Genomic DNA, 26,899 nt, shown 5'->3' with positions numbered 1-26,899 from the left:
CTTTGCGTTTCTTGTCGCGGTCTAAAGCCGCGCCTCGATGGCGTCCCAGATGTCGCTTTCCAGGCTGACCCCGTCGAAGCGGTTGATTTCCTGCAATCCCGTCGGCGAGGTCACGTTGATTTCCGTGAGGTAGCCGCCGATCACGTCGATGCCGACGAAGATCAGGCCGCGGGCCTTCAGCTCGGGCCCCAGCGCCGCGCAGATCTCGCGTTCGCGCGCCGTCAGTTCCGACTTCACCGGCTTGCCGCCGACATGCATGTTGGACCGGCTTTCCCCCGCCGCCGGCACGCGGTTGACCGCGCCCGCGACCTCGCCGTCGATCAGGATGATGCGCTTGTCGCCCTGGCGCACGTCCTTCAGATAGGCCTGCACGATGACCGGCTCGCGGAACATCTCGGTGAACATTTCCAACAGCGAATTCAGGTTCTCGTCGCCGGGCGCGATGTGGAACACGCCGGCCCCGCCGTTGCCGTAGAGCGGCTTGACGATGATGTCCTTGTGCTCTTCGCGGAACGCCAGGATGTCGCGGCGGTTGGTCGCGATCAGGGTCGGCGGCATGAACTGGGCGAAGCGGGTGACGAACAGTTTCTCGGGCGCGTTGCGCACCTCGGCCGGGTTGTTCACCACCAGGGTCTTGGGGTGGACCATCTCCAGAAGATGCGTCGCGGTGATATAGGCCATGTCGAAGGGCGGGTCCTGGCGCATCAGCACCACGTCCACGTCGGCCAGATCGACGCGGGATGTCTCGCCCAGGGTGAAGTGGTTGCCCGCCGCGCGCCGCACCTCCATGGGCTCGGCCCAGGCGGTCACGCGCCCATGGTGATAGGCGAGGTCCCCCGGCAGATAGTGCAGCAGCTTGTGGCCGCGGCGCTGGGCTTCCAGCGCCAGAACGAAGGTGCTGTCGCCGTTGATGTCGATGGACGACACATGGTCCATCTGAATGGCCACGGTAAGCGCCATGGGGGAAATCCTTATCCTTCGGCCGATGAGGGAAGCGTGGGGCAGGGGCCGGCCGGTTAATTTAACTTGGCCCGCAATTCCTGCAACAGCAAGGACGCCTCGTAGCCGTTTTCCTCGCCGGGGGCGCGCTTGAGGTATTCCTCCAGGGCCTCGACGGCGCGGGCGACGCGGTCGAGCCGCGCGTTGACGATCCCGGCCTCGCGCCACAGGTGCCCGGTATCGGGGGCGACCAGCAGCATCAGGGCAATCGTGTCGGCGGCGTCGGCCAGCTCGCCGCGCTGCATCTGGCGCACGCGGATGTTGTCCTCCAGGCGCAGCACGACCTGCCGCGCCGTCATTTCCGAAAGATAGCGCGGATGCAGTTCGGCATCGGCCCCGGCCATGGTCTTCAGCATGCCGCGCAGGTCCGGCGGCGTCAGTTCCCGCCCGCCTTCGAACAGGTCGAGGATCATGCGCCCGCCCCCATGCTCCAGGCGGACCAGGAAGCGGCCGGGGAAATCCAGGCCGACCAGGGACCAGCCCAGGCGGTTGCAGACTTCCATGTAGACGATGCCGAGGGCCACCGGCAGGCCGCGCCGGGTGTCGATGACCCGCGCCAGGTTGGCGGCGTCCAGATCCTCGAACACGCTTTCGTTGCCGCCGTATCCGTAGCGCCGGTCGATGACCTGGATCAGGGCGTCGTACTGGCCGGCCAGGTTCGGCGTGCCGGGACCGGCGTAATCGGCGACCTCCGCCGTCAGGCGCGCAAGGTGGCGCTCGTAAGGCCCCAGGTTGAGGCCCGGCAGGCGCGCCGCCGCCAGATGCAGCGCGGCGTCGGCGACGGGAAAGTCGGCGTCGTCCCGGCGGCCGATCTCGCCGAGGGCGCGCCGAAGGTCGTCGGCCAGGATGCCGGCACCAACCGTCATGGCTCAGGATGCCTTTTTCGGCTGATCGGCGGCGGGGGCTTCGGGGGCCTTGATGCGGACATGGCTGACCACGTCGCGGACCCGGGAAATGCCCCGGGCGTGGCCCAGCACGCGGTCAAGCTCGGCCTGGCTTTGCGCCGCGCCCAGCAGATAGACCACGGCGTTTTCCGTTTCGATGATGTAGTTGATGGCCTGGACGTCCTTGTCGAAGGTCAGCTTGGTCGTGAGCTGGGTGGATATCCAGCTGTCGACCGCCGAGTCGGAGATCGTGGTGTCGCCGACGGCCAGTTCGTTGATCACTTCCTCGATGCCCTCGACCTCCCAGGTCAGGCGCACAGCCTTGGCGCGGATGTCCTCGGTCTTCACCGTGCCGGTCAGCATGGCGCGGCGGTTATAGACCTTGATGCTGCCGTCGACGGCGAGGGTGTCGCCGGTTTCCAGATCGTGATTCAGCCATTTGCCGCGCACCTGCGTGGCCAGACCGGCGTCGCGGGCGACGCCCTGCACGCCCCGGTCGTCCATGGCGGCGACGCCCACGGTCGCCCCCGCGCCCACGGCGGCGCCGACGCAGCCGGTCAGGCCGGCCGCGGCGCCGAGCAACAGCAGCGCGGCGAACGCGCGGGGCAGGGCGGGGGCGGTTCGGGGTGTCGCTCGGGACGGTCGAATTGGTGCGGCCATGGTGCGTGAAATCTCCTGCATTGGACGGTCCCCGGTCGGCGGGCATTCTAGCGCCGGACCGGACCGGCGACAAATTCTCTGACGCCGTCTTCCGGGGACGGGGACACAGGATAAGGGATGGAATATGCGGTTTTCATGGCACTGGGGTCAGCCCAGGCCGGGCCGCCAGGCGTCCTTCAGGTGTTTCAGCCGCCAGCCGCCGACGGCCACGATCAGATCGAATCGCCAGTCCAGCCCGGCCAGATCGGGGCGCGTGCGCACGAAGGCCTCGGCGGCGCGGGCGATGCGGTCCTGCTGGCGGGGGGCCAGGGCTTCCGTGCCGGCATTCAGGCTGCTTCGCGCCTTGACCTCGGCGAACACCAGGATGCGGCCCCTGCGGGCGATCAGGTCGACCTCGCCCGCGGGCGTGCGCGCCCGGCGGGCCAGAATGCGGTGGCCTTTGAGAATCAGCAGCAGGGCGGCCAGGGCCTCGGCCCCGCGGCCTCGGCGTTCGGCGCGGCGTCGGCCGTGCGTGCCGGTCGCCGGCCGGGTCATCCTCGCTTCAGGTCCAGGGCCCGGGCATAAAGGGCCTTGCGCGGCTGGCCCGTGCGCGCCGCGACCTCGGCCGCCGCGTCCTTCACCGATCCCTTGGCCAAGGCCTCGGTCAGCAGGGCGTCGATGTCGGCTTCCGTCGCCTGGGCTTCCCCGCCGGGGGGGCCGGCGACAACGCAGATTTCACCTCGCGGCGGGCCGGCCTCGGCGTAATGGGCGGCCAGCTCGTCCAGGGCGCCGCGCCGGACCTCTTCGAATTTCTTGGTCAGCTCACGGGCCACGGCGGCCGGGCGGGGGCCCAGCACCTGGGCCATGTCGGCCAGGGAGGCGGCCAGGCGCGGCCCCGATTCCATGAAGATGAGGGTCGCCGGCACGGTGGATATTTCGGCCAGCGCCGTGCGCCGCGCCGCGCCCTTGGCGGGCAGGAAGCCCTGAAAGAAAAAACGGTCCGTCGGCAGGCCCGACAGGGTCAGCGCCATCAGCGGCGCCGACGGCCCCGGCACGGCGGTCACGCTCAACCCATCCTCGACGCAGGCGGCGACCAGCTTGTAGCCCGGGTCGGAGACCAGCGGCGTGCCCGCGTCCGACACCAACGCCACGCTGCCGCCGTTTTTGATGCGTTCCATGATCTGCGGCCGGCGGTGGGCCGCGTTGTGGTCGTGATAGGCAAGCAGGCGGCCGCCGTCGCCGCCGCGCTTGATGCCCAGGATCATCAGCAGCTTGCCGGTCACCCGGGTGTCCTCGCAGGCGATCAGATCGGCGCGGGCGAGAACGTCGCGCGCCCGGGCGCTGACGTCTCCGGCGTTGCCGATGGGTGTGGAGACCAGATACAGTGCGGCCTCCAACGGGGCGTCATCCGGCGCCCGCACGTCCTTGGCAGCAATTTCCGGCGGATCATCGGATGAACAGGTCATATTCGCAAAACGCCCTTTCGCGCCCGGCCCTGGCCGCGGTCGTCGCGGCGGTGCTGCTGCTGCCCTTGTTGGCCGCGTGCCAATCATCGTCATTCGGCGGGTTAATTCAAGGCGGCAAGTCCCAATCGGAAGCGCCGTCCCGGCCGATCGTCTCGGGTCCGCGCACGCCACCGCCGCCGACCTATGCGGTGACGCCGGTGCCGCGCCCGGCCCCGCCGCCCCTGACGCAAGCCGCTCCGGCGGAACCGGCCCAGGCCCAGACCACGACCATCACGGCGCCCGACGACGGCGCGGTCCGGGTCGCCCTGCTGCTGCCGCTGTCGGGGCAGAACGCGGGCGTCGGCCAGGCGCTGCTGAACGCGGCGCAGATGGCCCTGTTTTCCTTCGCCGACGACAAGTTCAAGCTTTTGACCCACGACACCCGGGGCACGCCCGAAGGGGCGGCCGAGGCGGCCCAGCTCGCGATCGGCGACGGGGCGCGGTTGATCCTGGGCCCGCTGCTGTCGGCCAACGTGCGGGGGGCCGCCTCCGTCGCGCGTCAGGCCGGGGTGCCGGTGGTGGCCTTTTCCTCGGACCGTTCGGTCGCCGGCGACGGGGTGTATACCCTGGGCTTTCTGCCCCGCGCCCAGGTCGAACGGGTGATCTCCTTCGCCCGTGAACGGGGGGTCGTGCGGTTCGCCGCCATGGCGCCGGACAACGCCTATGGCCGCACGGTGCTGGATGCCTTCAAGGCCGCCGTCGGCCGCGCCGGCGGCGAGATCGCGCGGCTTGAGGTCTATAACCCCGACGCCGACGATTTCTCCGCCGTGGTCCGCGACATGGCCGATTACGAATTCCGCCGCCAGACCCTGCTGAACCAGCAGAAGGAGCTGGAGGGCAAGGAGGACGAGGTGTCCAAGGCCGCCCTGGCGCGCCTGGAGAATCTGCAGACCATGGGCGACCTGCCCTATGATGCGCTTCTGGTCGCCGACGGCGGCAAGCGCCTGCAGGCGATCGCCGCCTTGCTGCCGTTCTACGACATCGACCCCAACAAGGTGCGCATGCTGGGCACCGGGCAATGGGACGAGCCGGGTATCGGCGCCGAGCCGGCCCTGGTCGGCGGCTGGTACGCGGCCCCGCCGCCGGGCCCGCGCGCCGGGTTCGAAAAGGAATATCAGGACGTCTACGGCGAGGCGCCGCCCCGCCTCGCGACCATCGCCTATGACGCGGCGGCGCTCGCCGCCGTGCTGGCCCAATTGCCCGGGCCCGACCGCTTCACGGCCAAACTGATCGCCAATCCCAACGGCTTCGCCGGACGCGACGGTATCTTCCGCTTCCTGCCCGACGGCACGTCGGAACGCGGCCTTGCCATCCTTCAGGTCCGCCAGCGCGGCGCGGTGGTCATCGACAAGGCGCCGGCGACCTTCCAGGCGGTCACGAACTAGCGAATTAACAGGTTCGGTTACGCCGCCAGCAACGACGCGAGCAGGCTGTTGAGCCGCAATCGCCCCTCGGCGGTGGCGGCGATGCGGGTTTTGTCCAGTTCCACGTAACCGGCACCTACCGCATAGGCGAGCTTCGACGGGTTGATCAGGGTCAGCACGTCGCGCCCGGCCTGGGCCTGGAAACGGGCGCGGTCGATGCCCTCGGTCAGGCGCAGGCCCATGATCACCCTTTCCTCGGCGCGGTCGCCGTCGTCGAGCAGGCGCCTTTTGGCGGTGCCGTGGCCCTTGGATTCGACAAGGTTCAGCCAGCGTTCGGGATTGTGGATCTGATGGGTGCCCCAATCCTGCATCCCGTCCTTTCCGGCCAGGGCGAGGCGGCCATGCGCCCCCGGCCCGACGCCGACATAATCCCAGCCGCGCCAGATGTTCAGGTTGTGGCGGCATTCATGGCCCGGCCGGGCATGGTTGGAAATCTCATAGGCGGGCAGGCCCGCCTCGCCCAGAACCTCTTGCGTGACGTCGAACAGGGCCGCGCCCAATTCGCCCTCGGCGGCCTTCACGCCGTCCTTATGAAAAGGCGTGCCGGGTTCGATCGTCAATTGATAGAACGACAGGTGCGGCCCGGCGAAGGTCAAGGCTTCCTTCAGCTCCTGGCGCCAGTTGTCCTTTGTTTGCCCAGGCCTTGCGTAAATAAGATCAAACGAAAACTCTTCAAAATGATTGCGCGCCCCGGCCAGGGCCCGGCGCGCCGCCTGGGCGTCGTGACGGCGGCCGAGCGCGGAAAGCGCCGCGTCGTCGAACGACTGCACCCCGACCGAGAGCCGTGTCACCCCGGCGGCCTTGAGGTCGGGAAAGGCGGCGATTTCCGCGCTCGACGGATTGGCTTCCAGGCTGACTTCCAGGTCGTCGGCGCAGGGCCACAAATCGCGGATGCCCTGGATCACGGCGGCCACAGTCTCCGCTTTCATCAGAGACGGCGTGCCGCCGCCGAAAAACACGGTGGTCACGGTGCGCCCCTGGGTATCCGCCGCGTAATGGGCCAGGTCGGCGATCAGGGCCTTGGCCCAGCGCGCCTGGTCAACCGCATCCTGAACGTGGCTGTTGAAGTCGCAATAGGGGCATTTGGATTCGCAGAACGGCCAATGCACGTAAACGCCGAAGGGGGTCATCGCGGCGGGGTCAGCCCCGGCCCTTGAAACAGGCCGCGACCAGCTGTTCGAAGGCATGGGCGCGGTGGCTGATGTGGTGCTTGGCGGCGGGTTCCATCTCGGCGAAGGTGATGAAATAGCCCTCGGGCTGGAAGATCGGATCGTAGCCAAAGCCCTTGTCGCCCGTGGGCGGCCAGACGATGTCGCCGTCGACCCGGCCTTCGAATACTTCCGACGTCCCGTCGGGCCAGGCCAGGGCCAGGGCGCAGACGAAGTGCGCCCGCCGGTCTTCGGATTCCAGGACCAGTTCCCAAACCCGCGCCATGGCCTCGCCGAAATCCTTTTCGGGTCCGGCCCAGCGCGCCGAATGGATGCCGGGGGCCCCGCCCAGCGCGTCCACGGCAAGGCCCGAATCATCGGCCAGGGCCGGCAGGCCGGAAGCATCGGCGGCGGCCCGCGCCTTGATCAGGGCGTTGGCCTTGAAACTGTCGCCGTCCTCGACGGGCTCGGCCAGGCCCAATTCCCCGGCCGAGGTCACGGCGACCCCGAAGGGCGCCAGCAGGGCACCGATTTCGCGCAGCTTGCCCGGGTTGTGCGTGGCGATGACCAGCCGGTCTTCCGTGAACGCCCGGGCCATGCCGCTATTCCAATCCGATGGCCCGGCGTTGCGCCTGGCACAGCTCATCGACGCCCTTGCGGGCCAGGGCCATCAGGTCGTCGAACTGGGCCGGGGAAAACGGCGCGTCCTCGGCCGTGCCCTGGATTTCCACGATCCCGCCGCGCCCGGTGAACACGAAGTTGGCGTCGGCCTGGGCCGAGGAATCCTCGGCGTAATCGAGATCGAGAACCTGAGTGTCCTTGAAGATGCCGCAGGACACGGCGGCGATCTGATCGGTCAGCGGAATGGCCTTCATGAGGCCGAGATCGACGCAGCGCTGAAACGCCAGGTGCAGCGCCACGTAGGACCCGGTGATGGCCGCCGTGCGGGTGCCGCCGTCGGCCTGGATCACGTCGCAGTCCAGACGCACCTGAATTTCGCCCATGGCCTTGAGATCGGTGACCGCACGCAGGGAGCGGCCGATCAGGCGCTGAATTTCCTGGGTGCGGCCCGATTGCTGGCCGCGCGCGGCCTCGCGGTTGGTGCGGCTGTGGGTCGAACGCGGCAGCATGCCGTACTCCGCCGTGACCCAGCCCTTGCCGGAATCGCGCATCCAGCCGGGCACCCGTTCCTCCACCGTGGCGGCGCAGAGCACATGGGTTTCGCCGAACCGCGCCATGCACGATCCTTCGGCATACTTGGCGTATCCCGGCTCCAGCACGATATCGCGCAACTGATCGGCGGCGCGGCCCGATGGTCTCATATATAAATTCCCCCCGTAGATGGTCTCCTCGGCCAGACCCTAGCCCCGGCGGGCGGCCCGGTAAACCCGGCAATTGGTCGAGGGTCCCCGGCCGGGGCCGGAAACAGGCGCGGCCCGGCAGCCATTGCGCTCCGGCGGTCCGGCGACTAAATTCCGCGCAAGCCCGAATTTCATCGAAACCTCATGTCCGCGACCCTGATCCGACCGCAGACCGAAACTTGGCCATGATCGAAGAACTGAACGACCGTTCACGTCAGATTTTCCGGGAAATCGTCGAAAGCTTCGTCGAGACCGGCGAGCCCGTGGGCTCGCGCACCCTGGCCCGGCGCCTGCCGGTCAGCCTGTCGCCGGCGACGGTGCGCAACGTCATGGCGGACCTGGAGGACATGGGCCTGCTGTTCTCGCCCCATACCTCGGCCGGGCGCCTGCCGACGGAAACGGGGTTGCGGCTTTACGTCGACGGCCTGCTCGAGGTCGGCAATCTGACCGAGACCGAGCGCGCCTCCATCAAAAGCCAATGCGCCGGCACGGCCAATTCCGTCGAGGGTCTGCTGGCGCAGGCGACGCAGACGCTTTCGGGTTTGGCCCATTGCGCGTCCCTGGTGCTGGCGCCGAAGACGGAAAGCCCCTTGAAGCACATCGAATTCGTGCATCTCAGCCCGGGCCGCGCCCTCGTCATCCTGGTCACGGAATCGGGCGTGGTCGAAAACCGGATCATGGAAATCCCCCTGGACCTGCCGGCCTCGGCCCTGGTCCAGGCGACCAATTATCTCTCGGCCAAGCTGGTCGGGCGCAGCATTTCCGACGCCTACGACGGCATCATGTCCGAACTGGAAAACCAGCGCGCCCAGCTTGACGAGCTGACCGCCAAGCTGGTCGAGGGCGGGCTCGCGACCTGGGCCGGCGGCGACACCGGGCCCGGCGGCTCGCTCATCGTGCGCGGCCAGGCGCATCTGCTGGAAGACGTCAATCTGGTCACCGACCTGGAACGCATCCGCGGCCTGTTCTCGGCGCTCGAGACCAAGGAGCAGATGTTGAAGATTCTCTCCATGGCCGACCGCGCCGACGGGGTGCAGATCTTCATCGGCGCCGACAACACCCTGTTCAACGTGTCGGGCTGCGCCATGGTCGTGCGCAGCTACCGCAACGAACAGCAGCAGATCATCGGCGCCGTCGGCGTCATCGGCCCGACGCGCATGAACTATTCCCGCATCATTCCCATGGTCGATTACACCGCCGATCTGATCGGCGGCTATATCGGCGCCGGCCGCCGCGGCTGATCCCCGGCCGGCCAGACCCCAACCGCAAGGAACACCCTGAAGGAACAAAGATGTCCGAGACCACACCCGAGCAAACCCCAGACAGCGCGCCCGAGGATACGGCCGCCGATGCCGCCGCCGATTCCGGCCAGCCGGAAGCGGCGCCGGAAGGCGAGCCGCCGATCCCGTCGATGACGGCGGACGCGGGCGAGGCCGACCCGGCCCAGCGCATCGCCGCGCTGGAAGCCCAGCTCTCCGAAGCCAACGACCGCACCCTGCGTGCCCTGGCCGAGGCCGAAAACGTGCGCCGCCGCGCCGAGCGCGACAAGCAGGACGCGTCCAGATACGCCATCGCGACCTTCGCCCGCGAAATTCTGACCGTGGGCGACAACCTGCGCCGCGCGCTGGACAGCATCGACGCCGAGGCGCGCAAGTCGTCGGAAGTCGTCGAAACCCTGATGACCGGGGTCGAGATGACGGAGCGGGCGTTGCTGTCCGTGCTGGAACGCAGCGGCATCAAGCGCCTCGACCCGTTGGGGCAGCGCTTCGATTCCAACGCCCACGAGGCGCTGTTCGAAATTCCCGACCCGACCCAGCCCCAGGGCACGGTGGCCCAGGTGATCGAGGCCGGTTACACGCTGAACGACCGTTTGCTGCGCCCGGCCAAGGTCGGCGTGACCAAGGGCGGACCGAAACCCGAACCCGCGGCCCCGGCCGCCGAGGACGCGGCCCCGGCCGGCAATGAGGGCAAGGACGGCAGCAAGGCTTACGAAAAGGATGCCGGCGGCGCCGGCGGCAGGGTCGACGAAAAGCTGTAGAAAACCCCGGAAAGCCGGGTTGCGGGGCCGTCCGCACCCGCCTATATAACCCTCGAACCGCAACGGTCTTTGATGCGGTTTTGGCAGGAGCCTGTTAACCCTGGGCCGTGTAAACTGGGCGATGACATCTTTTCATCCCAAGGGGCATGGGTTAAGCAGCACCTGAAACAACGATGGAAGCCGCAGACGGGCGCCGCAATCGGGCCCTGGGACGGTTGGCCTTAAGGAAAGGACTGAACACATGAGTAAGGTTATCGGTATCGACTTGGGCACCACGAACTCCTGCGTCGCCGTGATGGACGGCAAGGATGTCAAGGTGATCGAGAACTCGGAAGGCGTCCGCACCACGCCTTCCATGGTTGCCTTCACGGACGCGGGCGAACGCCTGACGGGCCTGCCGGCCAAGCGCCAGGCGGTGACCAATCCGGAACACACCCTGTTCGCCATCAAGCGCCTGATCGGGCGCCGTTACGACGACAAGATGGTGGCCAAGGACAAGAAGCTGGTCCCCTACAAGATCGTCAAGGGCGACAACGGCGACGCTTGGGTCGAAATTGACGACTCGAAATACAGCCCCAGCCAGATTTCCGCCTTCATCCTGCAAAAGATGAAGGAAACGGCGGAAAGTTACCTGGGTGAGCCGGTTTCCCAGGCCGTCATCACCGTGCCCGCCTACTTCAACGATTCCCAGCGTCAGGCCACCAAGGACGCCGGCAAGATCGCCGGGCTCGAGGTGCTGCGCATCATCAACGAACCGACGGCGGCCGCCCTCGCCTACGGGCTCGAGAAAAAGGAAAACGGCGTCATCGCGGTCTATGACCTCGGCGGCGGCACCTTCGACGTCTCGGTCCTGGAAATCGGCGACGGCGTGTTCGAGGTCAAGTCGACCAACGGCGATACCTTCCTGGGCGGCGAGGATTTCGACCACCGCATCGTCGATTACCTTGCCGACGAGTTCAAAAAGGAAAACGGCATCGACCTGCGCGAGGACCGTCTCGCCTTGCAGCGCCTGAAGGAAGCCGGCGAAAAGGCCAAGATCGAACTGTCGTCGACGACCCAGACGGAAATCAACCTGCCGTTCATCACCGCCGACGCGTCGGGGCCCAAGCACCTCAACATCAAGCTGTCCCGCGCCAAGCTGGAAACCCTGGTCGAGGACCTGGTGGAACGCACCGTCGAGCCCTGCAAGAAGGCGCTCAAGGATGCGGGCCTCAAGGCGTCTGAAATCGACGAGGTCATCCTGGTCGGCGGCATGACGCGCATGCCGCTGGTCAACAAGATCGTCAAGGAATTCTTCGGCCGCGAGCCCCACAAGGGCGTCAACCCGGACGAAGTCGTGGCCATCGGCGCCGCCATCCAGGGCGGCGTGCTGAAGGGCGACGTGAAGGACGTGCTGCTGCTCGACGTGACGCCGCTGTCGCTCGGCATCGAAACGCTGGGTGGGGTGTTCACGCGCCTGATCGACCGCAACACGACGATCCCGACCCGCAAGAGCCAGACCTTCTCGACCGCCGAGGACAACCAGGGGGCGGTGACCATCCGGGTGTTCCAGGGCGAACGCGAAATGGCCGCCGACAACAAGCTGCTCGGCCAGTTCGACCTGATGGGCATCCCGCCGGCCCCGCGCGGCCTGCCGCAGATCGAGGTCACCTTCGACATCGACGCCAACGGCATCGTCAACGTGTCGGCCAAGGACAAGGCGACCAACAAGGAACAGCAGATCCGCATCCAGGCCAGTGGCGGTCTGTCCGACGACGACATCGAACGCATGGTTCAGGAAGCCGAGGCCCACGCCGACGACGACAAGCAGCGCCGGGCCCTGGTCGAAGCCAAGAACACGGCCGACACCCTGATCCATTCGGCGGAAAAGAACCTCAAGGAATACGGCGACAAGATCGGCGCGGACGACAAGTCGGCGATCGAAGCCGCCGTCGAGGACCTGAAGGAAGCCAAGGAAGGCGACGACGCCGAGGCCATCAACGCCAAGTGCGAAGCGCTCAGCCAGGCCTCCATGAAACTGGGTGAAGCCATGTACAAGGCGGCCCAGGAAGAAAGCCCGGATGACGCCCCCGCGTCCGGCGCCGACGACGCCAAGTCCGAGGACGCCACCGTGGTCGACGCCGACTTCGAGGAAGTCAATCCGGACGCCGACGACGCCCCCAAGGGCAAGAAGGGCGGCAAGGACGACTGATCCGGCGCGCCGGGGGCTTCGGCCCCCGGCGCCATTTCGGATCGCCGTCTGTAACGTCCTGATGTCCGGGAGGGCTCTCGATCATGGCTGACAAGCGCGATTACTATGACATTCTCGGCGTCAAGAAGGGCGCCGACGACGGTGAGCTGAAATCGGCCTACCGCAAGCTCGCCATGCAGTTTCATCCCGACCGCAACCCCGACGACAAGGAAGCGGAAAAGAAGTTCAAGGAACTGAACGAGGCCTACGAGGTTCTGAAGGACCCGGAAAAACGCGCCGCCTACGACCGCTTCGGTCATGCCGCCTTCGAGGCGGGCGGCGGCGGTGGCGGCGGCTTCGATGCCGGCGGCCAGGGCTTTTCCGGCTTCGGCGACATCTTCGAGGAAATGTTCGGCGAATTCATGGGCGGCCAGCGCGGCGGGCGCGGCGGCCATGCCGGCGGCCACGGCGCCGACCTGCGCTACAACATGGAACTGTCGCTGGAAGACGCCTTCAACGGCAAGAAAGCGGAAATCCGCGTGCCGACCTCCGTCGCCTGCGAGCCCTGCAAGGGCACCGGCGCCGAGGACGCGGCGGCCCCCATCACCTGCACGACCTGCGGGGGGGCGGGGCGCGTGCGCTCGCAATCGGGTTTCTTCACGGTGGAACGCACCTGCCCGGCCTGTCAGGGCCGGGGCACGGTGATCAAGGACCCCTGCCGGACCTGCGGCGGGGCCGGGCGCGTGCACAAGGAAAAGACGCTCAGCGTCACCATTCCCGCCGGGGTCGAGGACGGCACCCGCATCCGCCTGGCGGGCGAGGGCGAGGCCGGCCTGCGGGGCGCTCCCCCGGGCGATCTGTATCTGTTTCTGGGCATCCGCCCGCACCGTTTCTTCCACCGCGACGGCGCCGACATCCATTGCCGGGTGCCCATCCCCATGACCACGGCGGCCCTGGGCGGCCAGGTCGAGGTCCCGACCATCGAAGGCAAGCGCGCGCGGGTGACCATCCCCGCGGGCACGCCGACGGGCCACCAGCTGCGCCTCGCGGGCAAGGGCATGTCGGTCATGCGCTCCAAGTCGCGCGGCGACATGTTCGTCCAGGTCACGGTGGAAACGCCGCAGAATCTGACGGACAGGCAGAAAGAGCTTCTCAAGGAATTCGACGCCGCCGGCGATAAGAAGACCCAAAGCCCGCAATCCACGGGCTTCTTCGACAAGGTCAAGGAAATCTGGGAAGACCTGAAAGATTAAGCCGGTCGGTCTTCGGCGGTTCAGGCAGTCTCCGCCCGCTCTGTGTCCTCTGAGGTCCTCCGTGTCCTCCCCAGCCATTCTTTCATTGTCGCGCCCGGGCCCCCGACCGAGGCCCGGGAGCGGCTGATTAATGGGACACAGAGATCACAGAGACGGCACAGAGGACACGGAGAAGAAAGTTTTTTGCTTTCACTTCAAGGACCCGGCCCATAGATTCCTCGCCAACGAAGATTGCGAGGATTGAGTTCATGAACATCGGAATTGTCGGCTGCGGCGGGCGCATGGGGCGCATGCTGATCCAGGCCGTGATGGCGACGGACGGTGCGGCGCTTGCCGGCGGCACGGAACAGGCGGGCAGCCCCTTCATCGGCCAGGACTTAGGGTTGTTGGTCGGAACAAAGACCGTGGGCGCCGTGGTCATGGACGACGCGCGGGCGTTGTTCACGGCGTCGGACGTGGTCATCGACTTCACCGTGCCGGCGGCGACGGCGGCCCATGCGGCGCTCGCCTTCGACACCGCGACGGCCATGGTCATCGGCACCACGGGGCTGACGGCGGAGCAGCAGTCCACCGTTCAGGGAGCGGCCGAAAAGGCCGCCATCGTGCAGGCGGGCAACATGTCGCTCGGCGTCAACCTGCTGGTCGGTCTGGCCCGTCAGGCGGCCGAACTGCTGGGCCCCGATTACGACATCGAAGTCGTGGAAATGCATCACAAGCACAAGATCGACGCGCCCTCGGGCACGGCGTTGATGCTCGGCCGCGCCGCCGCCGAAGGGCGCGGCATCGACCATGACGCCAACGCGGTGATGTCGCGCGAAGGCCATACGGGTGCGCGCCCCGACCGGGCCATCGGCTACGCCACCCTGCGCGGCGGCGACGTGGTCGGCGACCATACGGTGATCTTCGCCGGTCCGTCGGAGCGGGTCGAGCTGACCCACCGCGCGGCCAGCCGCGAGATTTTCGCGCGCGGCGCCGTGCGCGCCGCCATGTGGTGCGAAGGCAAGGCGCCGGGCCTGTATTCCATGCGCGACGTGCTGGGCCTGGCCTAAGCCCGGGCTAAGCCATCAACGCCGCCGAGACGGCGACCATCCAGGCGGGCGCCAGCACCGGATTGCGCAGCTCGGCCAGCACCTGCTTCAGGCGGTTGGCGACGCCGGTCTTTTCCTCCAGCGTGAGAAACCGGCCGATGGCGAGCGAGCGCCCGTGCGAGCGCAGCAGCAGCCGCGCCCCCCGGCCTCGGGTTTCGTCGACCAGCACCTGCAGCCATTGCGGCTGGAAGGTCCAGCGGTGATGGCGGCCCCAATGGGTGACGCGGTCGACGCTCAACTCCCGCGCCGTCACGGCGATGGTCTCGACCTCGGTCCCGCGCCTGAGGTTCAGGCGCAGCAGGCCGTAGAGTAAGATCATCTCCACCCCCATGAAGGGAAACACCGGCCAGGCGCCGATCATGATGAACAGCACCGACAGCGGCACCCAGAACACGGCCAGCACCCACATGAACACGTGCACGCCCTTCAGCGTGCTCGAACGGTGGGGCCTCAGTTCCGTGCGGAACAGGCAGGCGTCGGGATCATGGCTGACATCGGGCGTGCTCATGCGACCATGATACGCAAGCGGCGGCCGGAGAAAAGAGCCTTCGTTCAAGCCCCGGGGTTTGCGGCCGCGCCGGGATGGCGGCGGATGCGCACGGGCTCGCGCCGGCCCTTGACGGAAATCGCCTCTTCCCGGCCGAATCCGCCGTCGGCGTCGCTGCCGGCGGCGGCAAGGGTGTCCGCGTCGGCGACGATCTCGCCCGCCGCCGCCGCGGCGCACAGCCGGGCCGACACGTTGACGCCGTCGCCGATCACCGTGAAGTCGCGCCGATGGGCGGCCCCGATGGCGCCGGAGATGACCTCGCCCGTATAGACGCCGATGCCGACCGGGCGCGGCAGGTTGGCGCGCGCCAGCTCATCCTGCACGTCGCGCGCGGCGGCAAGTGCGCGGGTCTCGGCGCCGGGGCCGTCGAAACGGGCCAGCAGCGCGTCGCCGATCATCTTGTCGACGTCGCCGCCGTGGGCTTCGACCGCCGCGACCTGGATGCCCATCAATTCGTTGAGGTACCACACCACCCGTTCCGGCGGGTTGCTTTCCGAATAGCCGGTGAAGTCGCGGGCGTCGGAATAGAACAGGGTCAGCCGCACGCGCCGGGACGGGATGTCGCCGCCGCCCCTGGCCGCGTCGACGGCGCTCATCGACACGAAACTCTCGAGCTTGCGCCGCGTCTCGTCGAGGGCGGCCGATCGGCTGTCGATCTCGCGCTGGCCGCGCGCCACCAGCATGCCCAGCCCGGCCAGCAAAAGCACCAGCCCGGCCGCCGGCGCGGCGGCGGCGATGGCGCCCGAACGCAGCAGCAGCGCATCCAGATAGGCGACCGGCTCGTACAGTTCGAACACGGCGGCGATGTCGCCCGCCGCGTCGGTCACGGGGACGTAGATTTCGTAAAGCGGTTGGCCGTTCTCGGTGATCCTGACCAGGACCGGCTTGCCGTCGAACACGACGGTCTTGAGGGCGGCGTTGGTCTCGCGCTTGGCGAAGTCGGCGGCGTCCGTGGAAAACAGCACCTGGCCCGCCAGACTGTAGACCTTCATGGCCTGAATGCGCAGTTCGCGCACCTCCTGTTCGATGGCGGCGCGCAGCTTGTCGTGGTCGGCCTTGGTGTCGCCGTGCGCCAGAAGGTGGGCCCAGGCGTCCGGCGCGGAATGGGACACGGCGGCGGAGACGGCCTCGGCGCGCTGACGCGCCAGTTCCAGATAGATGCTTTCCGTGGTGCGGATCACCGCAAACACGGTCGCCGCCACCATCACGGCCAGCAGCACGGCCAGGCCCGGCGCGATGCGCCGCCAGAAATGCCGCTTCAGGGGATAGCCGATGTCGTTCATTGGTTGTTCCGGGCCGGGTGTCGGTGGCAATCTAGCGGCGCCCCGGCGGGGGCGGCATGACATGCATCAAGAACCGAAGGTCCGGCCATGAAGAAAGCGCCATGAAGAAAGCCGATATCGAGGAATTCTACCGCCGCCTGCAAGCCCAGAACCCGGAGCCCAAGGGTGAGTTGGACTGGGTCAACCCGTTCACCCTGCTGGTCGCGGTGGTGCTGTCGGCCCAGGCCACGGACGTCGGCGTCAACAAGGCGACGGGCCCGTTGTTCAAGATCGCCGACACGCCGGAAAAGATGGCGGCGCTGGGCGAGGCCAAGATCAGGGATTACGTGAAGACCATCGGCCTCTACCGCACCAAGGCGGCCAACGTGTTCAGGCTGTGCAACATCCTGATCGAACGGCACGGCTCCGTCGTGCCCAACGACCAGGAGGCCCTGGAAGCCCTGCCCGGCGTCGGGCGCAAGACCGCCAACGTGGTGCGCAACATCGCCTTCGGCGAGCCGACCATCGCCGTCGATACCCATATCTTCCGCATCGGCAACCGCACGGGCATTGCGCCGGGCAAGACGCCCTTGGCGGTCGAAAAGAAACTGATGAAGGTCACGCCCGCCGCTTACATGCGCCACGCCCACCATTGGCTGATCCTGCACGGGCGCTACGTATGCAAGGCGCGCAAGCCCGACTGCGCGGTCTGCGTCGTCGCCGATCTTTGTCGATTTAAAGGAAAAACCGTTTAAGCGCTTATCCGCGCAGGCGCGGCGTCGCGTCGACGCAGGACTGGCGGTCGGTCGCCTTGCCGGCCTCGTCGCGGGCCTCGACATGGGCGACCCGGGCGGCGGCGTCCTTGGCGTCCTTGTACAGGAACACGTCGAGCACGCAGCCCTCGCCCTGGAAACGCAGGATTTCCGCCCCCTTGTCGATGCGGCTGAAGGCGGGGGCGCCGAACGCGGCGACCAGATCGGGGCGGGAATATCCCAGAACCGCCTGGACGGCGATGCGGGGCAGGGGCGGCAGGGCGGCGACCTCGGGCTCGGCCGGGGCCGCGCCCGACGACCCGGCCGCCGCGGGCGGCCCGGAGGATGCCGGCGGGGCCATGCCGTCACCGGCGCAGCCGGCCAGCGCAAGGCCGAGGATCAGGGGAACAAGAAGGCGGCGGCGGCGCGGGGCAGGCACCGGGCTTATTCGCCCTCGTCGAGGGTCTGCATGTCGCCGGAAATCTCGCCACCCTGTTCGATGACGATCCGGCCATAGCGGATCTTGCCCTGGACGCGGCCGCCGGCGCGGACGACCAGGCGCCCGCGGGCGATCAGTTCGCCTTCGAAACGGCCGGAGATATCGGCTTCCTCGACGTCGGCGTTGCCCTTGAACACGCCGGTCGGCGCGACCTCGATCAGGCGCGCGGCGGGCAGGGTGACCTCGACCTGGCCTTCGACGACCAGACGGTCGCAGGAGGTGATCTCGCCGGTCAGGGAAATGTCGCGGCCGACGATCAGGCGCTTCTGGTCCGACGCGGTGTCGAGCGAGCGCGCGCGGTCGATGCGCCGGGCCGTGGTCGAGACCTCCGGCGGGCGGCGGTGCATCTCGGACGCCATGCCGGACGATGTGGGCGGCTTGGGCGCGTGGGAGCCCTTGCGGGAAAATGGTTTCAGGGGCGGCGCGGAGAGGTCCCCGCCGTCGTCTTTTGTTTCGTCGCTCACGTCAGCTTCCTTCTGGGCGGCCGGTGCCGGTGCGGTCGGGCCGTCCTTTTTCTTCCCAAACATAGTCAATTACTTACGCCTTGGGCCCTGATCCGTCCAGCACGGAATTGGCGCCCGGACGGGCCGGATGCGCGCCCTGCGGGGGGCCGCCCCGCGTCCCTCCCGATTGTCCCGAGGTTCCCCGCCGCCGCCATTTTTCGAACTGATGGACCATGGCCGCCGTGGCGATCACCGGAGTCAGGAGATTGACCACGGGAATTGTCAAAAGAAAGGCAATGGCGACCCCGGTCAGGAACAGCCGCCCGCCGTGGGCCTGGCGCAGGCGCTGGGTGCCGGCCAGGTCGATGCGCCGGGCGGCGACCATCTCGAAATACTCGCGGCCCAGCAGGTATCCGTTCACGCAATAGAACAGCACCGGATAGACCGGGCCCATCAGCATGGTCGGCAGGATCACCAGGTTGAGCGACACCATGACGCCGAGAAACCGCAGCGCCGCGATGACCTGCTCGCCCACGGCCTGGCCCTTGGCCGGGCCCAGGTCCGGATAATGGCGGGCCTCGACCGATTCGGCGATCCGGTCCAGGAACAGGGCGACCACGGCCGACACCACGCCGGGAAACAGGACCCAGGTCAGCACCAGGACCAGGGCCCAGCCGAGCCCGTCGGCGATGGTCTCAAGCCAGCCGAGCTCGAACACCGCCGTGTATTTGATGAGCGCGCCCGAGGTCGTCCACAGCAGGGCGAACACGCCGAGCGCCACGGCGATGGAAATCCACAGCGGTTTCTGGGTGTTCTTGTCGCCCAGTTGCTGGACGCCTTTGACGAGGGCATCGATCATGGAAAAGAGGTGTCCTGTTCCTGGGTGGCGTCAAGGGGCCGGGTCACGGCCGGGTCTGGCGGTCCCCGGTTTTACGCCGGTCCGCCCGCCGCCCGCAAGGCCCCCCCGGCCCCATCCATGAGGGTGGGGTAGACGCCACGTTCGTCATCGGTATACTCCGCGCCCAACCAGCGCCCGGAACGACGCGGCCCGGCAAGGCCGCTTCGGGGCGGAATGAGTTGAAAGAGGTTTTCATGTCCAATCCCCGTTTCGACGTTGTCGGTATCGGCAATGCCATCGTCGATGTTCTGACCCAGACCGATGACGCCTTCCTGGACCGCGAAGGCCTGGCCAAGGGCGCCATGACCCTGTGCGACGAGGCGCAGGCCGCGGCGGTCTACGACAAGGCCGGCCCGGCCATGGAATGTTCCGGCGGGTCCGCCGCCAACACCATCGCGGTGCTGGCCGGGCTGGGCGCCAAATGCGCCTTCGCCGGCAAGGTCAAGAACGACGCCTTCGGGCGCATCTTCACCCATGACATCCGCTCGCTCGGCGTGCATTTCGACACCGCCCCCGCGGAAGACGGCCCGGCCACGGCCAATTGCCTGGTCCTGGTCACCCCGGACGCCCAGCGCACCATGCTGACCTATCTCGGCGCCAGTATTCATCTGAAGCCCGCCGACGTGGATCTGGAGGTCATCAAGGCCGCCCGCGTGACCTATCTGGAAGGCTATCTGTGGGACCCGGAAGACGCCAAAGAGGCCTTCCGCACCGCTGCCGAGGCCGCCCGCGCCGCCGGGCGCGAGGTCGCGCTGTCGCTGTCCGATCCCTTCTGCGTCGACCGCCACCGCGCCGATTTCCTCGATCTCATCGAAGGCCATGTCGACATCCTGTTCGCCAACGAGGCCGAAATCACGGCGCTTTACCAAGTCGACGACTTCGACGCCGCCCTGGACAAGGTCAAGGGCCACTGCAAGGTCGCGGCCCTGACGCGGTCGGAAAAGGGCTCCGTCGTGGTCAGCGCGGCCGGCGTCGAGGCGGTCAAGGCCGCCCCGGTCACCCAGGTCATCGACACCACCGGCGCCGGCGACGCCTATGCCGCCGGTTTCCTTTACGGTTATACCCGGAACGAGGCTCTTGAGACCTGTGCCCGCATGGGCGGCATCGCCGCCGCCGAGGTCATCGCCCAGATCGGCGCCCGCCCGGAAACCGATCTCAAGGCCGCCATGGCGCTCAAGCTGCGCGGCTGGGACGCCGCCGACTAGCAACCGTCCAGGGTTGCAGCGCAGCATTTTCTGGCATCTTGCGGCGGCTGGCCTTATATAGCGCCCAGCGCAACGCTGCGCATCCCTCACCTTATTTAGAAGCGACCCGATCTCATGACCCGGACCCTGCTCCGAAACATCGCCATCATCGCCCACGTCGACCATGGCAAAACCACCCTCGTCGACGGGCTTTTGCGCCAGTCCGGCGCCTTCCGCGCCAATCAGGCGGTGGCCGAACGCGCCCTCGATTCCGGCGATCTGGAACGCGAGCGCGGCATCACCATCCTGGCGAAATGCACGTCGGTGGAATGGGAAGATTACCGCATCAACATCGTCGACACGCCCGGTCACGCCGATTTCGGCGGCGAGGTGGAACGCATTCTCGGCATGGTCGACGGCGTGGTGCTGCTGGTCGACGCGGCCGAGGGCCCCATGCCGCAGACCAAGTTCGTGCTCGGCAAGGCGCTGAAGCTGGGCCTGCGCCCGATCGTCGTCATCAACAAGGTCGACCGTCCCGACGCCCGCATCGACGAAGTGCACGAAGAGGTCTTCGATCTGTTCGCCGCGCTCGACGCCAACGACGCGCAGCTCGATTTCCCGATGCTCTATGCCTCGGGCCGCAACGGCTGGGCCGGGCTCAGCCCCGATGCCCGCGACGACGGCCTGACGCCCCTGTTCAAGATGATCACCGACCATGTGCCCTCCCCCGACGTGGGCCCGGTCGACGCCCCCTTCACCATCCTGGCGACGACCCTGGAGGCCGACCCCTACCTGGGCCGCATCCTGACCGGGCGCATCCAGTCCGGCGTGATCGAAGCCAACATGCCGATCAAGGCGCTCAACCGTCACGGCAAGCTGGTCGAACAGGGCCGGGTGTCCAAGATCCTGGTGTTCCGCGACCTCAAACGTCAGCCCGTGGACCGCGCCGAAGCGGGCGACATCGTCGCCATCGCCGGCCTGGCCAAGGCGACCGTCGCCGACACGCTCTGCGATCCGCAGGTGACGGAACCGCTGGCCGCGCAGCCGGTCGATCCGCCGACCCTGTCGGTGACCTTCTCGATCAACGATTCGCCGCTCGCCGGCAAGGACGGCGACAAGGTGCAGTCGCGGGTGATCCGCAACCGCCTCGACCGCGAGGCCGAGGGCAACGTCGCCATCCGCATCACCGAAACGCCCGACGACAACGCCTTCGACGTGGCCGGGCGCGGCGAACTGCAACTGGGCGTGCTGATCGAACAGATGCGCCGCGAGGGCTTCGAGCTGTCGATCTCGCGGCCCCGCGTGCTGTACCGCAACAACCCGGAAACGGGTCAGCGCGAAGAGCCGATCGAGGAAGTCGTCATCGACGTGGACGAGGAATATTCCGGCACCGTCGTGGAATCCTTGAGCCTGCGCAAGGGCGACCTTTTGGCCATGCGGCCCTCGGGCGGCGGCAAGGTGCGCCTTGAATTCCATGTCCCGACCCGTGGCCTGATCGGCTATCACGGCGACTTCATGACGGAAACCCGCGGCACCGGCGTGATGAGCCGCCTGTTCCATGCCTACGGCCCGTTCCGCGGCAACGTGCCGGGCCGGCGCAGCGGCGTGCTGATCTCCAACGCGGGCGGCCAGAGCGTGGCCTTCGCCCTCGCCAACCTGGAGGAACGCGGCTTCATGTTCATCGGCGCCGGCGAGGCCGTCTACGAAGGCATGATCATCGGCGAGAACGCGCGGCCCAACGACCTTGAGGTCAACCCCATGAAGTCCAAGCAGCTGACCAACATGCGGGCCTCGGGCAAGGACGACGCCATCCGTCTGACGCCGCCCCGGAGGTTGACCTTGGAGCAGGCCATCAGCTACATCGACGATGACGAACGGGTCGAGGTGACGCCCAAGTCGATCCGCCTGCGCAAGGCGATCCTGGACCCCAACGAACGCAAGAAGGCGGAACGACGCCGCGAGGCCGAATCCGCCTAAGGCAGAAGGATCCTTCCGCAGATGACGACCGGCGTGGACAAGCTTCTCGATGGATACCGCCGGTTTCGCGCCGGGGCTTTCCAGGATTCCAAGCCCCTGATCCAGGAACTGGTGGCCCAGGGCCAACGCCCCCAGGTCGCGGTCATCGCCTGTTCGGACTCCCGGGTCGAACCCGCGACCTTGTTCCAGACCGATCCGGGCGACCTGTTCATGATCCGCAACGTCGCCAACCTGGTGCCGCCGTTGGAAGAGGACGGCAAGTTTCACGGCACCTCGGCGGCCCTCGAATTCGCGGTTCTGGGCCTTAACGTGAAGCACGTCATCGTTCTGGGCCATGCCCACTGCGGCGGGGTCAAGGCGATGATGAACGCCGACACGGAAGGCGGGCAATTCACCTTCGTCACGCAATGGGTGTCCATGCTGGCCGCCGCCCACCGCCGCGTGCTGGCGACCATGGCCGGCGCCGACGACGCCACCCGCACCCGGGTGTGCGAACAGAACGCGGTGCTGGTCTCGCTCGAGAACCTGACCACCTTTCCCTGGGTCCGCGAGCGGGTCGAGGCCGGGGAGCTACAGCTTCACGGCTGGTACATCGACATCGCCGAGGCCAAGTTGTCCGTCTACGACGGGGCCCAGGGCAAGTTCAAGCCCGTCGGCTGAGCGCCGCCGCGTGCGGGGCAAGGACGTAAGATCGTGAACCGGGCCCGGCGCCCCGACTGGGCCGACGCCCTTGCGGGGCATGTCCGCCGCCCGGCGCTGATTCAGCTGTTCCTGGGATTTTCCAGCGGCCTGCCTTATCTCCTGGTGTTCTCCACCCTGTCGGCCTGGCTGCGGGAATCGGGGCTTTCCGTCGCCGCCATCGGCTGGTTCGCCCTGGCCGGCTCGGCCTATGTGTTCAAACCCGTCTGGGCGCCCGTGGTCAACCAGACGCCGATCCCCTATCTCACCCGCCGCTTTGGGCAGCGCCGGTCCTGGCTGCTGCTGTCGCAAGGTGCCGTGGCGCTGGCGATCCTGTTTCTCGGCACCTCGGACCCGGCGGCGAACCTGGCCCTGACCGCGTTCTGGGCCGTGGTTCTGGCGGCGGCCTCGGCGACCCAGGACATCGTCGCCGACGCCTACCGCATCGACTCGCTCGAGCGCGACCTGGAAGGGCCCGGCACGGCCAACTTCGTCAACGGCTACCGGGTCGGCGTGCTGGCGTCCGGGGCCGGGGCGCTGTTGATCGCCGACCAGTGGGGCTGGCAGGCGGCGTACTGCGTGATGGCGGCGCTCATGGCCGTGGGCCTCGCCGCGACCCTGACCTCGCCCGAGCCCAAGCGCCCGCCCGCGCGCACGGACCAGCCGTTCCGCGCCGCCCTGATCGAACCGTTCCTGGATTTCATGACCCGGCGCAACTGGGCCATGGTGCTGGTCTTCATCACCCTGTTCCAATACGGCGAGGGCTTGCTCGGCGTGATGGCCAATCCGTTCTATCTGGATATCGGCTTCACCAAGACCGAGATCGCCCTGGTGACCAAGGCCTGGGGCTTCGCCATGAGCATCGCGGGCGCCATCCTGGGCGGCGTCCTGGTCGCCCGCTTCGGGCTGTTGCGGGCTCTGTTCGCCTGCGGCGTGATGCAGGCGGCGGCCAACCTGGCCTTCGCCTGGCTGGCGGGGCAGGGGCCGTCGATCCCGGCCCTGACCGTGACCATCGCGCTGGAAAACCTGACCTCGGCCATGGCGACGGCGGCCTTCGTCGCCTATCTGTCCGGGTTCTGCGACCGCGCCTACTCGGCCACGCAGTACGCCCTGCTGTCGGCCTTCGCGGCGCTCGGCCGCAAGATCTTCGTCGCCGGCGGCGGCGAGGCGGCCCAGGCCCTGGGCTGGAAGCTCTATTTCGTCGGCACCACGGCGGCGGCGATCCCGGCCCTCCTGGTCCTGCTCTGGCTGATGAACAAGGATCGGCATTTCCGCTGATCGCCCGTCCCGCACGGGGCATTTTGTATACAAAGTGCGGGACTCTTTTCGCGAAAGCCGCCAAAATCCGGGGCAATCACAAACACCATGCCAACCGGAGGACCCATCCCGTGCGCGCCACCACCCAGCTTCGCGAACTGCTTAAATCCAACGAAACCCTCGTCGTGCCCGGCTGCTACGACGCCATGTCCGCCAAGGTCATGGAACTGGTCGGCTTTCCCGCCGTCTACATGACCGGCTACGGCACCTCGCTCGCCTTGCTCGGCATGCCCGACGCGGGTCTCGCGACGATGACGGAAATGCATCTCAACGCGCGCTACATGGCGAACGCGGTGAAGGTGCCGCTGATCGCCGACGCCGACAACGGCTACGGCAACGCCATCAACGTGATCCGCTGCGTGCGGGAATACATTCAGACGGGGGCCGCCGCGATCCATATCGAGGACCAGGCCATCCCCAAGCGCTGCGGCCATGTCGCCGGACGCCGGGTGATCCCCATGGCGGAAGCGGTCGGCAAGTACCGGGCGGCGGCCGATGTGCGCGACGAACTCGATCCCGATTTCGTGCTGATCGCGCGCACGGACGCCCGGGGGGCCCACGGCGGCAACCTGGACATCGCCATCGAACGCGCCAACGCCTACCTGGAAGCCGGCGCCGACATCGCCTTCGTCGAAGGCCCGACCACGCGGGAAGAGGTCGAGCGCATCTGCAAGGAAGTCGACGGCCCGATCCTCTACAACCAGACCGGGGTGTCGCCGCGCTTCACGTCCGAGGAGATGACGGCGCTCGGCATCGCGCTCACCATTCTGCCGGGGGCGGCGCACCGCGCGACCCTGAAGGCGCTTTATTCCTTCGCCGCCGACATGAAGGAACGGGGTCCCATGGCCGAGGCCGAACTATTCGATTCCCTGAAGGGCCATCCGGTCGGTGATTTCCACACCTTCGCCGGCTTCGATCAGATCATCAAATGGGAAGAAGCCTACATGGGTGAGGCGGAACTGGAGAAATATCAGGACTCCGTGGGCTTCCAGCCGGGCGGCGACGACTAATCGGCCGCGGCGTTGGCGGGGCGCGCGCCGCGCACCTTGGCCAGGGCCGCGTCGATGGTCGGCTCGAAGGCGACCAGGGGGGCCGTGATCTGGTGATTGGTCAGGTCGCGGCGCACGCTGTCGGATACGCCGGTCAGGATCACCGCGACGCCCTGGCGCTGGGCCTTGCGGGCCAGGCCGTCGATGGTGTTGGCGGCGGTTGAATCCAGGAACGGCACGGCGGCGAGGTCGATGATCAGGGCCTTGTGGGTGTCGGAAATGCGTTCCAGCACGGCGCCGATGGAGGCCGCGGCCCCGAAGAAGAAGGCGCCGACGATGCGGTAGACGACGACGTCCGGGTCGGACGCGTCGTCCTCGTCATAGGGCTTGCGCCCGCCGTTGGCGTCGTCGGCCTTGTCCTCGGCGACGAAGGGCCGGTGGCTTTCCACCGCCGTGGTCTTCGACATGCGGTGGATGAACAGCACCGAGCCGAGCGCGAAGCCGACCACGATGGCCTCCGTCAGGTCGCGGAAGATGGTCAGGCCGAGCGTCGCGAGCAGCACCAGGGCGTCGCCCGGCGAGGCGCGAAGCAGGGTCGCGAAGGCGTGCTTTTCGATCATCTTCCAGGCGACCACGGCCAGCACCCCGGCCAGGCTGGCGAGCGGGATATAGGCGGCGAGCGGGGCCGCGATCAGGATGAAGCCCAGCAGGAACAGAGAATGCATCATCCCGGCGACGGGGCCGTGGGCCCCCGCGCGCACGTTGGTCGCCGTGCGCGCGATGGTGCCGGTCACGCAGATGCCGCCGAACAGGCCGGACGCCACGTTGGCGATCCCCTGGGCGACCAGTTCGCAGTTGGAGCGGTGACGCCGCCCGGTCATGCCGTCGGCGACCACGGCGGACAGCAGGGATTCGATGGCACCCAGAAGCGCGAAGGCGACAGCGTTGGGCAGCACGGCCCGAACCTTGGCCCAGGAGACATCGGGGATTGCCGGCAGCGGCAGGCTCTGGGGAATGCCGCCGAAGCGGCTGCCGATGGTCTCGACCGGCAGATTGAACGCGGCGGTCACGAGCGCAGCACCCGCCACCGCGATCAACATGCCGGGCCAGCGCGGCAGAAAGCGCGACACCCCGACGATGACCAGAACCGAACCCGCGGACAGCGCCAGCGCCGCGCCGTTGACGGACGGCAGCCCCCGCCACAGCACCGGCAGCTTGTCCAGCAGCGGCCCCGGCTCGGGCGTTACCAGGGTCAGGCCGAGAAGGTCGCGGACCTGGCTGGCGAAGATGATGACGGCGATCCCCGCCGTGAAGCCGACGGTCACCGGATAGGGGATGAACTTGATATAGGTGCCGAGCCGGAGCGCCCCCACGCCGGCCAGGATCACGCCCGCCAGCACGGTCGCCAGGATCAGGCCGTCCATGCCGTGCGCGAGCACGGTACCCGCGACCAGCACGATGAAGGCCCCCGCGGGCCCGCCGATCTGGAACCGGCTGCCGCCCAGCAGGGAAACGAAAAAACCGCCGATGATGGCGGTGTACAGGCCCTGCGCCGGGGACGCCCCCGAGGCGATGGCGATGGCCATGGACAAGGGCAGGGCGACGATGGCGACCGTCAGCCCCGCGACCGCGTCGGCGCGCAGGTTGGCGAGGCTGTAGCCCTCGCGCAATACCGTGACCAGCTTGGGCGTGAACAGGTCCGCGGCGGAGGCGGGCGCCGCGGGACCGGCGGATTTCAGGGGCATGGAGATACGGCAATCTTCTGTGCAAAGGCGGGAAAGCACAGTTTTTTGCAGTAAAATACCCGGCGGGTCAACGGCGTTCTGGGCCTGGGCATTTTCCGC

Annotated in this window: 26 protein-coding genes; 12 read left to right on the top strand and 14 right to left on the bottom strand. The window is 67.8% G+C overall.

The features are described 5' to 3' along the window. Positions 1-21: 21 nt before the first annotated feature. The 5 genes from gshB to rsmI all read right to left on the bottom strand — a co-directional run bounded on the left by gshB (position 22) and on the right by rsmI (position 3,988). Positions 22-960, bottom strand: coding sequence for a glutathione synthase (gshB, locus tag RJ527_07300; GenBank protein WND77539.1), 939 nt, complete (start codon positions 958-960; stop codon positions 22-24). A 56-nt stretch (positions 961-1,016) separates the two neighbouring features. Then, the gene (locus RJ527_07295; GenBank protein WND77538.1) at positions 1,017-1,865 is read right to left on the bottom strand and encodes a transglutaminase-like domain-containing protein; all 849 of its coding nucleotides are present in this window, start codon (positions 1,863-1,865) and stop codon (positions 1,017-1,019) included. Positions 1,866-1,868: 3 nt separating this feature from the next. After that, positions 1,869-2,543 carry a BON domain-containing protein gene (locus tag RJ527_07290; protein WND77537.1) on the bottom strand — a complete coding sequence of 225 codons (675 nt, stop codon included), beginning with the start codon at positions 2,541-2,543 and terminating at the stop codon, positions 1,869-1,871. Between the two features lie 147 nt (positions 2,544-2,690). Next, on the bottom strand, positions 2,691-3,077 hold the full coding sequence (locus RJ527_07285; protein WND77536.1) for a YraN family protein: 387 nt from the start codon (positions 3,075-3,077) through the stop codon (positions 2,691-2,693). Next, on the bottom strand, positions 3,074-3,988 hold the full coding sequence (gene rsmI, locus RJ527_07280) for a 16S rRNA (cytidine(1402)-2'-O)-methyltransferase (GenBank protein WND77535.1): 915 nt from the start codon (positions 3,986-3,988) through the stop codon (positions 3,074-3,076). The genes RJ527_07285 and rsmI overlap by 4 nt, the downstream gene beginning before the upstream one ends. Here rsmI and RJ527_07275 point away from each other — a divergent pair. Next, positions 3,976-5,412: a penicillin-binding protein activator gene (locus tag RJ527_07275; GenBank protein WND77534.1), complete on the top strand. Its 1,437-nt coding sequence runs from the start codon at positions 3,976-3,978 to the stop codon at positions 5,410-5,412. The two genes, rsmI and RJ527_07275, sit on opposite strands and share 13 nt — an antisense overlap. Before the next feature lie 17 nt (positions 5,413-5,429). On the opposite strand, the gene hemW is transcribed toward RJ527_07275, so the two are convergent. Genes hemW through rph form a run of 3 tightly spaced genes read right to left on the bottom strand, consistent with a single transcriptional unit; the run spans position 5,430 to position 7,921 of the window. Continuing rightward, complete coding sequence (hemW, locus tag RJ527_07270; protein ID WND77533.1) at positions 5,430-6,581, bottom strand: radical SAM family heme chaperone HemW; 1,152 nt, start codon at positions 6,579-6,581, stop codon at positions 5,430-5,432. Between the two features lie 10 nt (positions 6,582-6,591). After that, positions 6,592-7,197 (bottom strand): RdgB/HAM1 family non-canonical purine NTP pyrophosphatase, encoded by a 606-nt coding sequence (gene rdgB / locus RJ527_07265; GenBank protein WND77532.1) that lies wholly within the window; start codon positions 7,195-7,197, stop codon positions 6,592-6,594. A gap of 4 nt (positions 7,198-7,201) precedes the next feature. Beyond that, complete coding sequence (rph, locus tag RJ527_07260) at positions 7,202-7,921, bottom strand: ribonuclease PH (GenBank protein ID WND77531.1); 720 nt, start codon at positions 7,919-7,921, stop codon at positions 7,202-7,204. Between the two features lie 224 nt (positions 7,922-8,145). On the opposite strand from rph, the gene hrcA reads away from it, so the two are divergent. From hrcA to dapB, 5 genes are all read left to right on the top strand, one after another. Further along, positions 8,146-9,201 (top strand): heat-inducible transcriptional repressor HrcA, encoded by a 1,056-nt coding sequence (hrcA, locus tag RJ527_07255; GenBank protein ID WND77530.1) that lies wholly within the window; start codon positions 8,146-8,148, stop codon positions 9,199-9,201. A gap of 50 nt (positions 9,202-9,251) precedes the next feature. Then, on the top strand, positions 9,252-9,998 hold the full coding sequence (gene grpE / locus RJ527_07250) for a nucleotide exchange factor GrpE (protein ID WND77529.1): 747 nt from the start codon (positions 9,252-9,254) through the stop codon (positions 9,996-9,998). 241 nt (positions 9,999-10,239) lie between these two features. Beyond that, on the top strand, positions 10,240-12,189 hold the full coding sequence (dnaK, locus tag RJ527_07245; GenBank protein WND77528.1) for a molecular chaperone DnaK: 1,950 nt from the start codon (positions 10,240-10,242) through the stop codon (positions 12,187-12,189). Between the two features lie 83 nt (positions 12,190-12,272). After that, positions 12,273-13,421: a molecular chaperone DnaJ gene (gene dnaJ, locus RJ527_07240; protein ID WND77527.1), complete on the top strand. Its 1,149-nt coding sequence runs from the start codon at positions 12,273-12,275 to the stop codon at positions 13,419-13,421. A gap of 248 nt (positions 13,422-13,669) precedes the next feature. Continuing rightward, positions 13,670-14,470, top strand: coding sequence for a 4-hydroxy-tetrahydrodipicolinate reductase (gene dapB / locus RJ527_07235; protein WND77526.1), 801 nt, complete (start codon positions 13,670-13,672; stop codon positions 14,468-14,470). Between the two features lie 7 nt (positions 14,471-14,477). On the opposite strand, the gene RJ527_07230 is transcribed toward dapB, so the two are convergent. Together RJ527_07230 and RJ527_07225 are read right to left on the bottom strand one after the other, a co-directional pair. Next, complete coding sequence (locus RJ527_07230; GenBank protein WND77525.1) at positions 14,478-15,017, bottom strand: DUF2244 domain-containing protein; 540 nt, start codon at positions 15,015-15,017, stop codon at positions 14,478-14,480. Positions 15,018-15,061: 44 nt separating this feature from the next. Then, positions 15,062-16,339 carry an adenylate/guanylate cyclase domain-containing protein gene (locus tag RJ527_07225; GenBank protein WND77524.1) on the bottom strand — a complete coding sequence of 426 codons (1,278 nt, stop codon included), beginning with the start codon at positions 16,337-16,339 and terminating at the stop codon, positions 15,062-15,064. A gap of 101 nt (positions 16,340-16,440) precedes the next feature. Here RJ527_07225 and nth point away from each other — a divergent pair, with 101 nt between their 5' ends. Beyond that, on the top strand, positions 16,441-17,073 hold the full coding sequence (gene nth, locus RJ527_07220; GenBank protein WND77523.1) for an endonuclease III: 633 nt from the start codon (positions 16,441-16,443) through the stop codon (positions 17,071-17,073). A 4-nt stretch (positions 17,074-17,077) separates the two neighbouring features. Here nth and RJ527_07215 read toward each other — a convergent pair whose 3' ends face one another. From RJ527_07215 to RJ527_07205, 3 genes are all read right to left on the bottom strand, one after another. Then, positions 17,078-17,509 carry a hypothetical protein gene (locus RJ527_07215; GenBank protein WND77522.1) on the bottom strand — a complete coding sequence of 144 codons (432 nt, stop codon included), beginning with the start codon at positions 17,507-17,509 and terminating at the stop codon, positions 17,078-17,080. A gap of 5 nt (positions 17,510-17,514) precedes the next feature. After that, positions 17,515-18,033: a polymer-forming cytoskeletal protein gene (locus RJ527_07210; protein ID WND77521.1), complete on the bottom strand. Its 519-nt coding sequence runs from the start codon at positions 18,031-18,033 to the stop codon at positions 17,515-17,517. 73 nt (positions 18,034-18,106) lie between these two features. Further along, the gene (locus RJ527_07205) at positions 18,107-18,871 is read right to left on the bottom strand and encodes an EI24 domain-containing protein (GenBank protein ID WND77520.1); all 765 of its coding nucleotides are present in this window, start codon (positions 18,869-18,871) and stop codon (positions 18,107-18,109) included. 233 nt (positions 18,872-19,104) lie between these two features. Here RJ527_07205 and RJ527_07200 point away from each other — a divergent pair, with 233 nt between their 5' ends. From RJ527_07200 to RJ527_07180, 5 genes are all read left to right on the top strand, one after another. After that, a complete protein-coding gene (locus tag RJ527_07200) occupies positions 19,105-20,115 on the top strand; it encodes an adenosine kinase (GenBank protein WND77519.1) in 1,011 nt (336 codons plus the stop codon). A gap of 114 nt (positions 20,116-20,229) precedes the next feature. Beyond that, positions 20,230-22,071, top strand: coding sequence for a translational GTPase TypA (typA, locus tag RJ527_07195; GenBank protein ID WND77518.1), 1,842 nt, complete (start codon positions 20,230-20,232; stop codon positions 22,069-22,071). 21 nt (positions 22,072-22,092) lie between these two features. Further along, a complete protein-coding gene (locus tag RJ527_07190; GenBank protein ID WND77517.1) occupies positions 22,093-22,731 on the top strand; it encodes a carbonic anhydrase in 639 nt (212 codons plus the stop codon). Between the two features lie 33 nt (positions 22,732-22,764). Then, positions 22,765-24,027 (top strand): AmpG family muropeptide MFS transporter, encoded by a 1,263-nt coding sequence (locus RJ527_07185; protein ID WND77516.1) that lies wholly within the window; start codon positions 22,765-22,767, stop codon positions 24,025-24,027. A 110-nt stretch (positions 24,028-24,137) separates the two neighbouring features. Continuing rightward, the gene (locus RJ527_07180) at positions 24,138-25,076 is read left to right on the top strand and encodes an isocitrate lyase/PEP mutase family protein (GenBank protein ID WND77515.1); all 939 of its coding nucleotides are present in this window, start codon (positions 24,138-24,140) and stop codon (positions 25,074-25,076) included. On the opposite strand, the gene RJ527_07175 is transcribed toward RJ527_07180, so the two are convergent. Then, positions 25,073-26,800, bottom strand: a complete 1,728-nt coding sequence (locus RJ527_07175) for a SulP family inorganic anion transporter (GenBank protein WND77514.1) — start codon at positions 26,798-26,800, stop codon at positions 25,073-25,075. The two genes, RJ527_07180 and RJ527_07175, sit on opposite strands and share 4 nt — an antisense overlap. Between the last annotated feature and the right edge of the window lie 99 nt (positions 26,801-26,899).

This window comes from Thalassospiraceae bacterium LMO-SO8 (assembly GCA_031655335.1).
Lineage (GTDB): Bacteria > Pseudomonadota > Alphaproteobacteria > Rhodospirillales > Casp-alpha2 > UBA1479.
The sequence above is the reverse complement of the archived record's forward strand: the minus strand, read 5'-3'. Positions and strand labels throughout refer to the sequence as shown.

Excerpts from the sequence above, each read along its gene's own strand:
- rdgB (WND77532.1), bottom strand. The coding sequence starts at position 7,197 with ATGGCCCGGGCGTTCACGGAAGACCGGCTGGTCATCGCCACGCACAAC.
- gshB (WND77539.1), bottom strand. The coding sequence starts at position 960 with ATGGCGCTTACCGTGGCCATTCAGATGGACCATGTGTCGTCCATCGAC.
- grpE (WND77529.1), top strand. The coding sequence starts at position 9,252 with ATGTCCGAGACCACACCCGAGCAAACCCCAGACAGCGCGCCCGAGGAT.
- dnaK (WND77528.1), top strand. The coding sequence starts at position 10,240 with ATGAGTAAGGTTATCGGTATCGACTTGGGCACCACGAACTCCTGCGTC.
- rsmI (WND77535.1), bottom strand. The coding sequence starts at position 3,988 with ATGACCTGTTCATCCGATGATCCGCCGGAAATTGCTGCCAAGGACGTG.
- RJ527_07205 (WND77520.1), bottom strand. The coding sequence starts at position 18,871 with ATGATCGATGCCCTCGTCAAAGGCGTCCAGCAACTGGGCGACAAGAAC.
- RJ527_07275 (WND77534.1), top strand. The coding sequence starts at position 3,976 with ATGAACAGGTCATATTCGCAAAACGCCCTTTCGCGCCCGGCCCTGGCC.
- dapB (WND77526.1), top strand. The coding sequence starts at position 13,670 with ATGAACATCGGAATTGTCGGCTGCGGCGGGCGCATGGGGCGCATGCTG.
- RJ527_07295 (WND77538.1), bottom strand. The coding sequence starts at position 1,865 with ATGACGGTTGGTGCCGGCATCCTGGCCGACGACCTTCGGCGCGCCCTC.
- nth (WND77523.1), top strand. The coding sequence starts at position 16,441 with ATGAAGAAAGCCGATATCGAGGAATTCTACCGCCGCCTGCAAGCCCAG.
- RJ527_07290 (WND77537.1), bottom strand. The coding sequence starts at position 2,543 with ATGGCCGCACCAATTCGACCGTCCCGAGCGACACCCCGAACCGCCCCC.
- RJ527_07190 (WND77517.1), top strand. The coding sequence starts at position 22,093 with ATGACGACCGGCGTGGACAAGCTTCTCGATGGATACCGCCGGTTTCGC.
- RJ527_07200 (WND77519.1), top strand. The coding sequence starts at position 19,105 with ATGTCCAATCCCCGTTTCGACGTTGTCGGTATCGGCAATGCCATCGTC.
- RJ527_07225 (WND77524.1), bottom strand. The coding sequence starts at position 16,339 with ATGAACGACATCGGCTATCCCCTGAAGCGGCATTTCTGGCGGCGCATC.
- typA (WND77518.1), top strand. The coding sequence starts at position 20,230 with ATGACCCGGACCCTGCTCCGAAACATCGCCATCATCGCCCACGTCGAC.
- rph (WND77531.1), bottom strand. The coding sequence starts at position 7,921 with ATGAGACCATCGGGCCGCGCCGCCGATCAGTTGCGCGATATCGTGCTG.
- dnaJ (WND77527.1), top strand. The coding sequence starts at position 12,273 with ATGGCTGACAAGCGCGATTACTATGACATTCTCGGCGTCAAGAAGGGC.
- RJ527_07230 (WND77525.1), bottom strand. The coding sequence starts at position 15,017 with ATGAGCACGCCCGATGTCAGCCATGATCCCGACGCCTGCCTGTTCCGC.
- hrcA (WND77530.1), top strand. The coding sequence starts at position 8,146 with ATGATCGAAGAACTGAACGACCGTTCACGTCAGATTTTCCGGGAAATC.
- RJ527_07285 (WND77536.1), bottom strand. The coding sequence starts at position 3,077 with ATGACCCGGCCGGCGACCGGCACGCACGGCCGACGCCGCGCCGAACGC.
- hemW (WND77533.1), bottom strand. The coding sequence starts at position 6,581 with ATGACCCCCTTCGGCGTTTACGTGCATTGGCCGTTCTGCGAATCCAAA.
- RJ527_07175 (WND77514.1), bottom strand. The coding sequence starts at position 26,800 with ATGCCCCTGAAATCCGCCGGTCCCGCGGCGCCCGCCTCCGCCGCGGAC.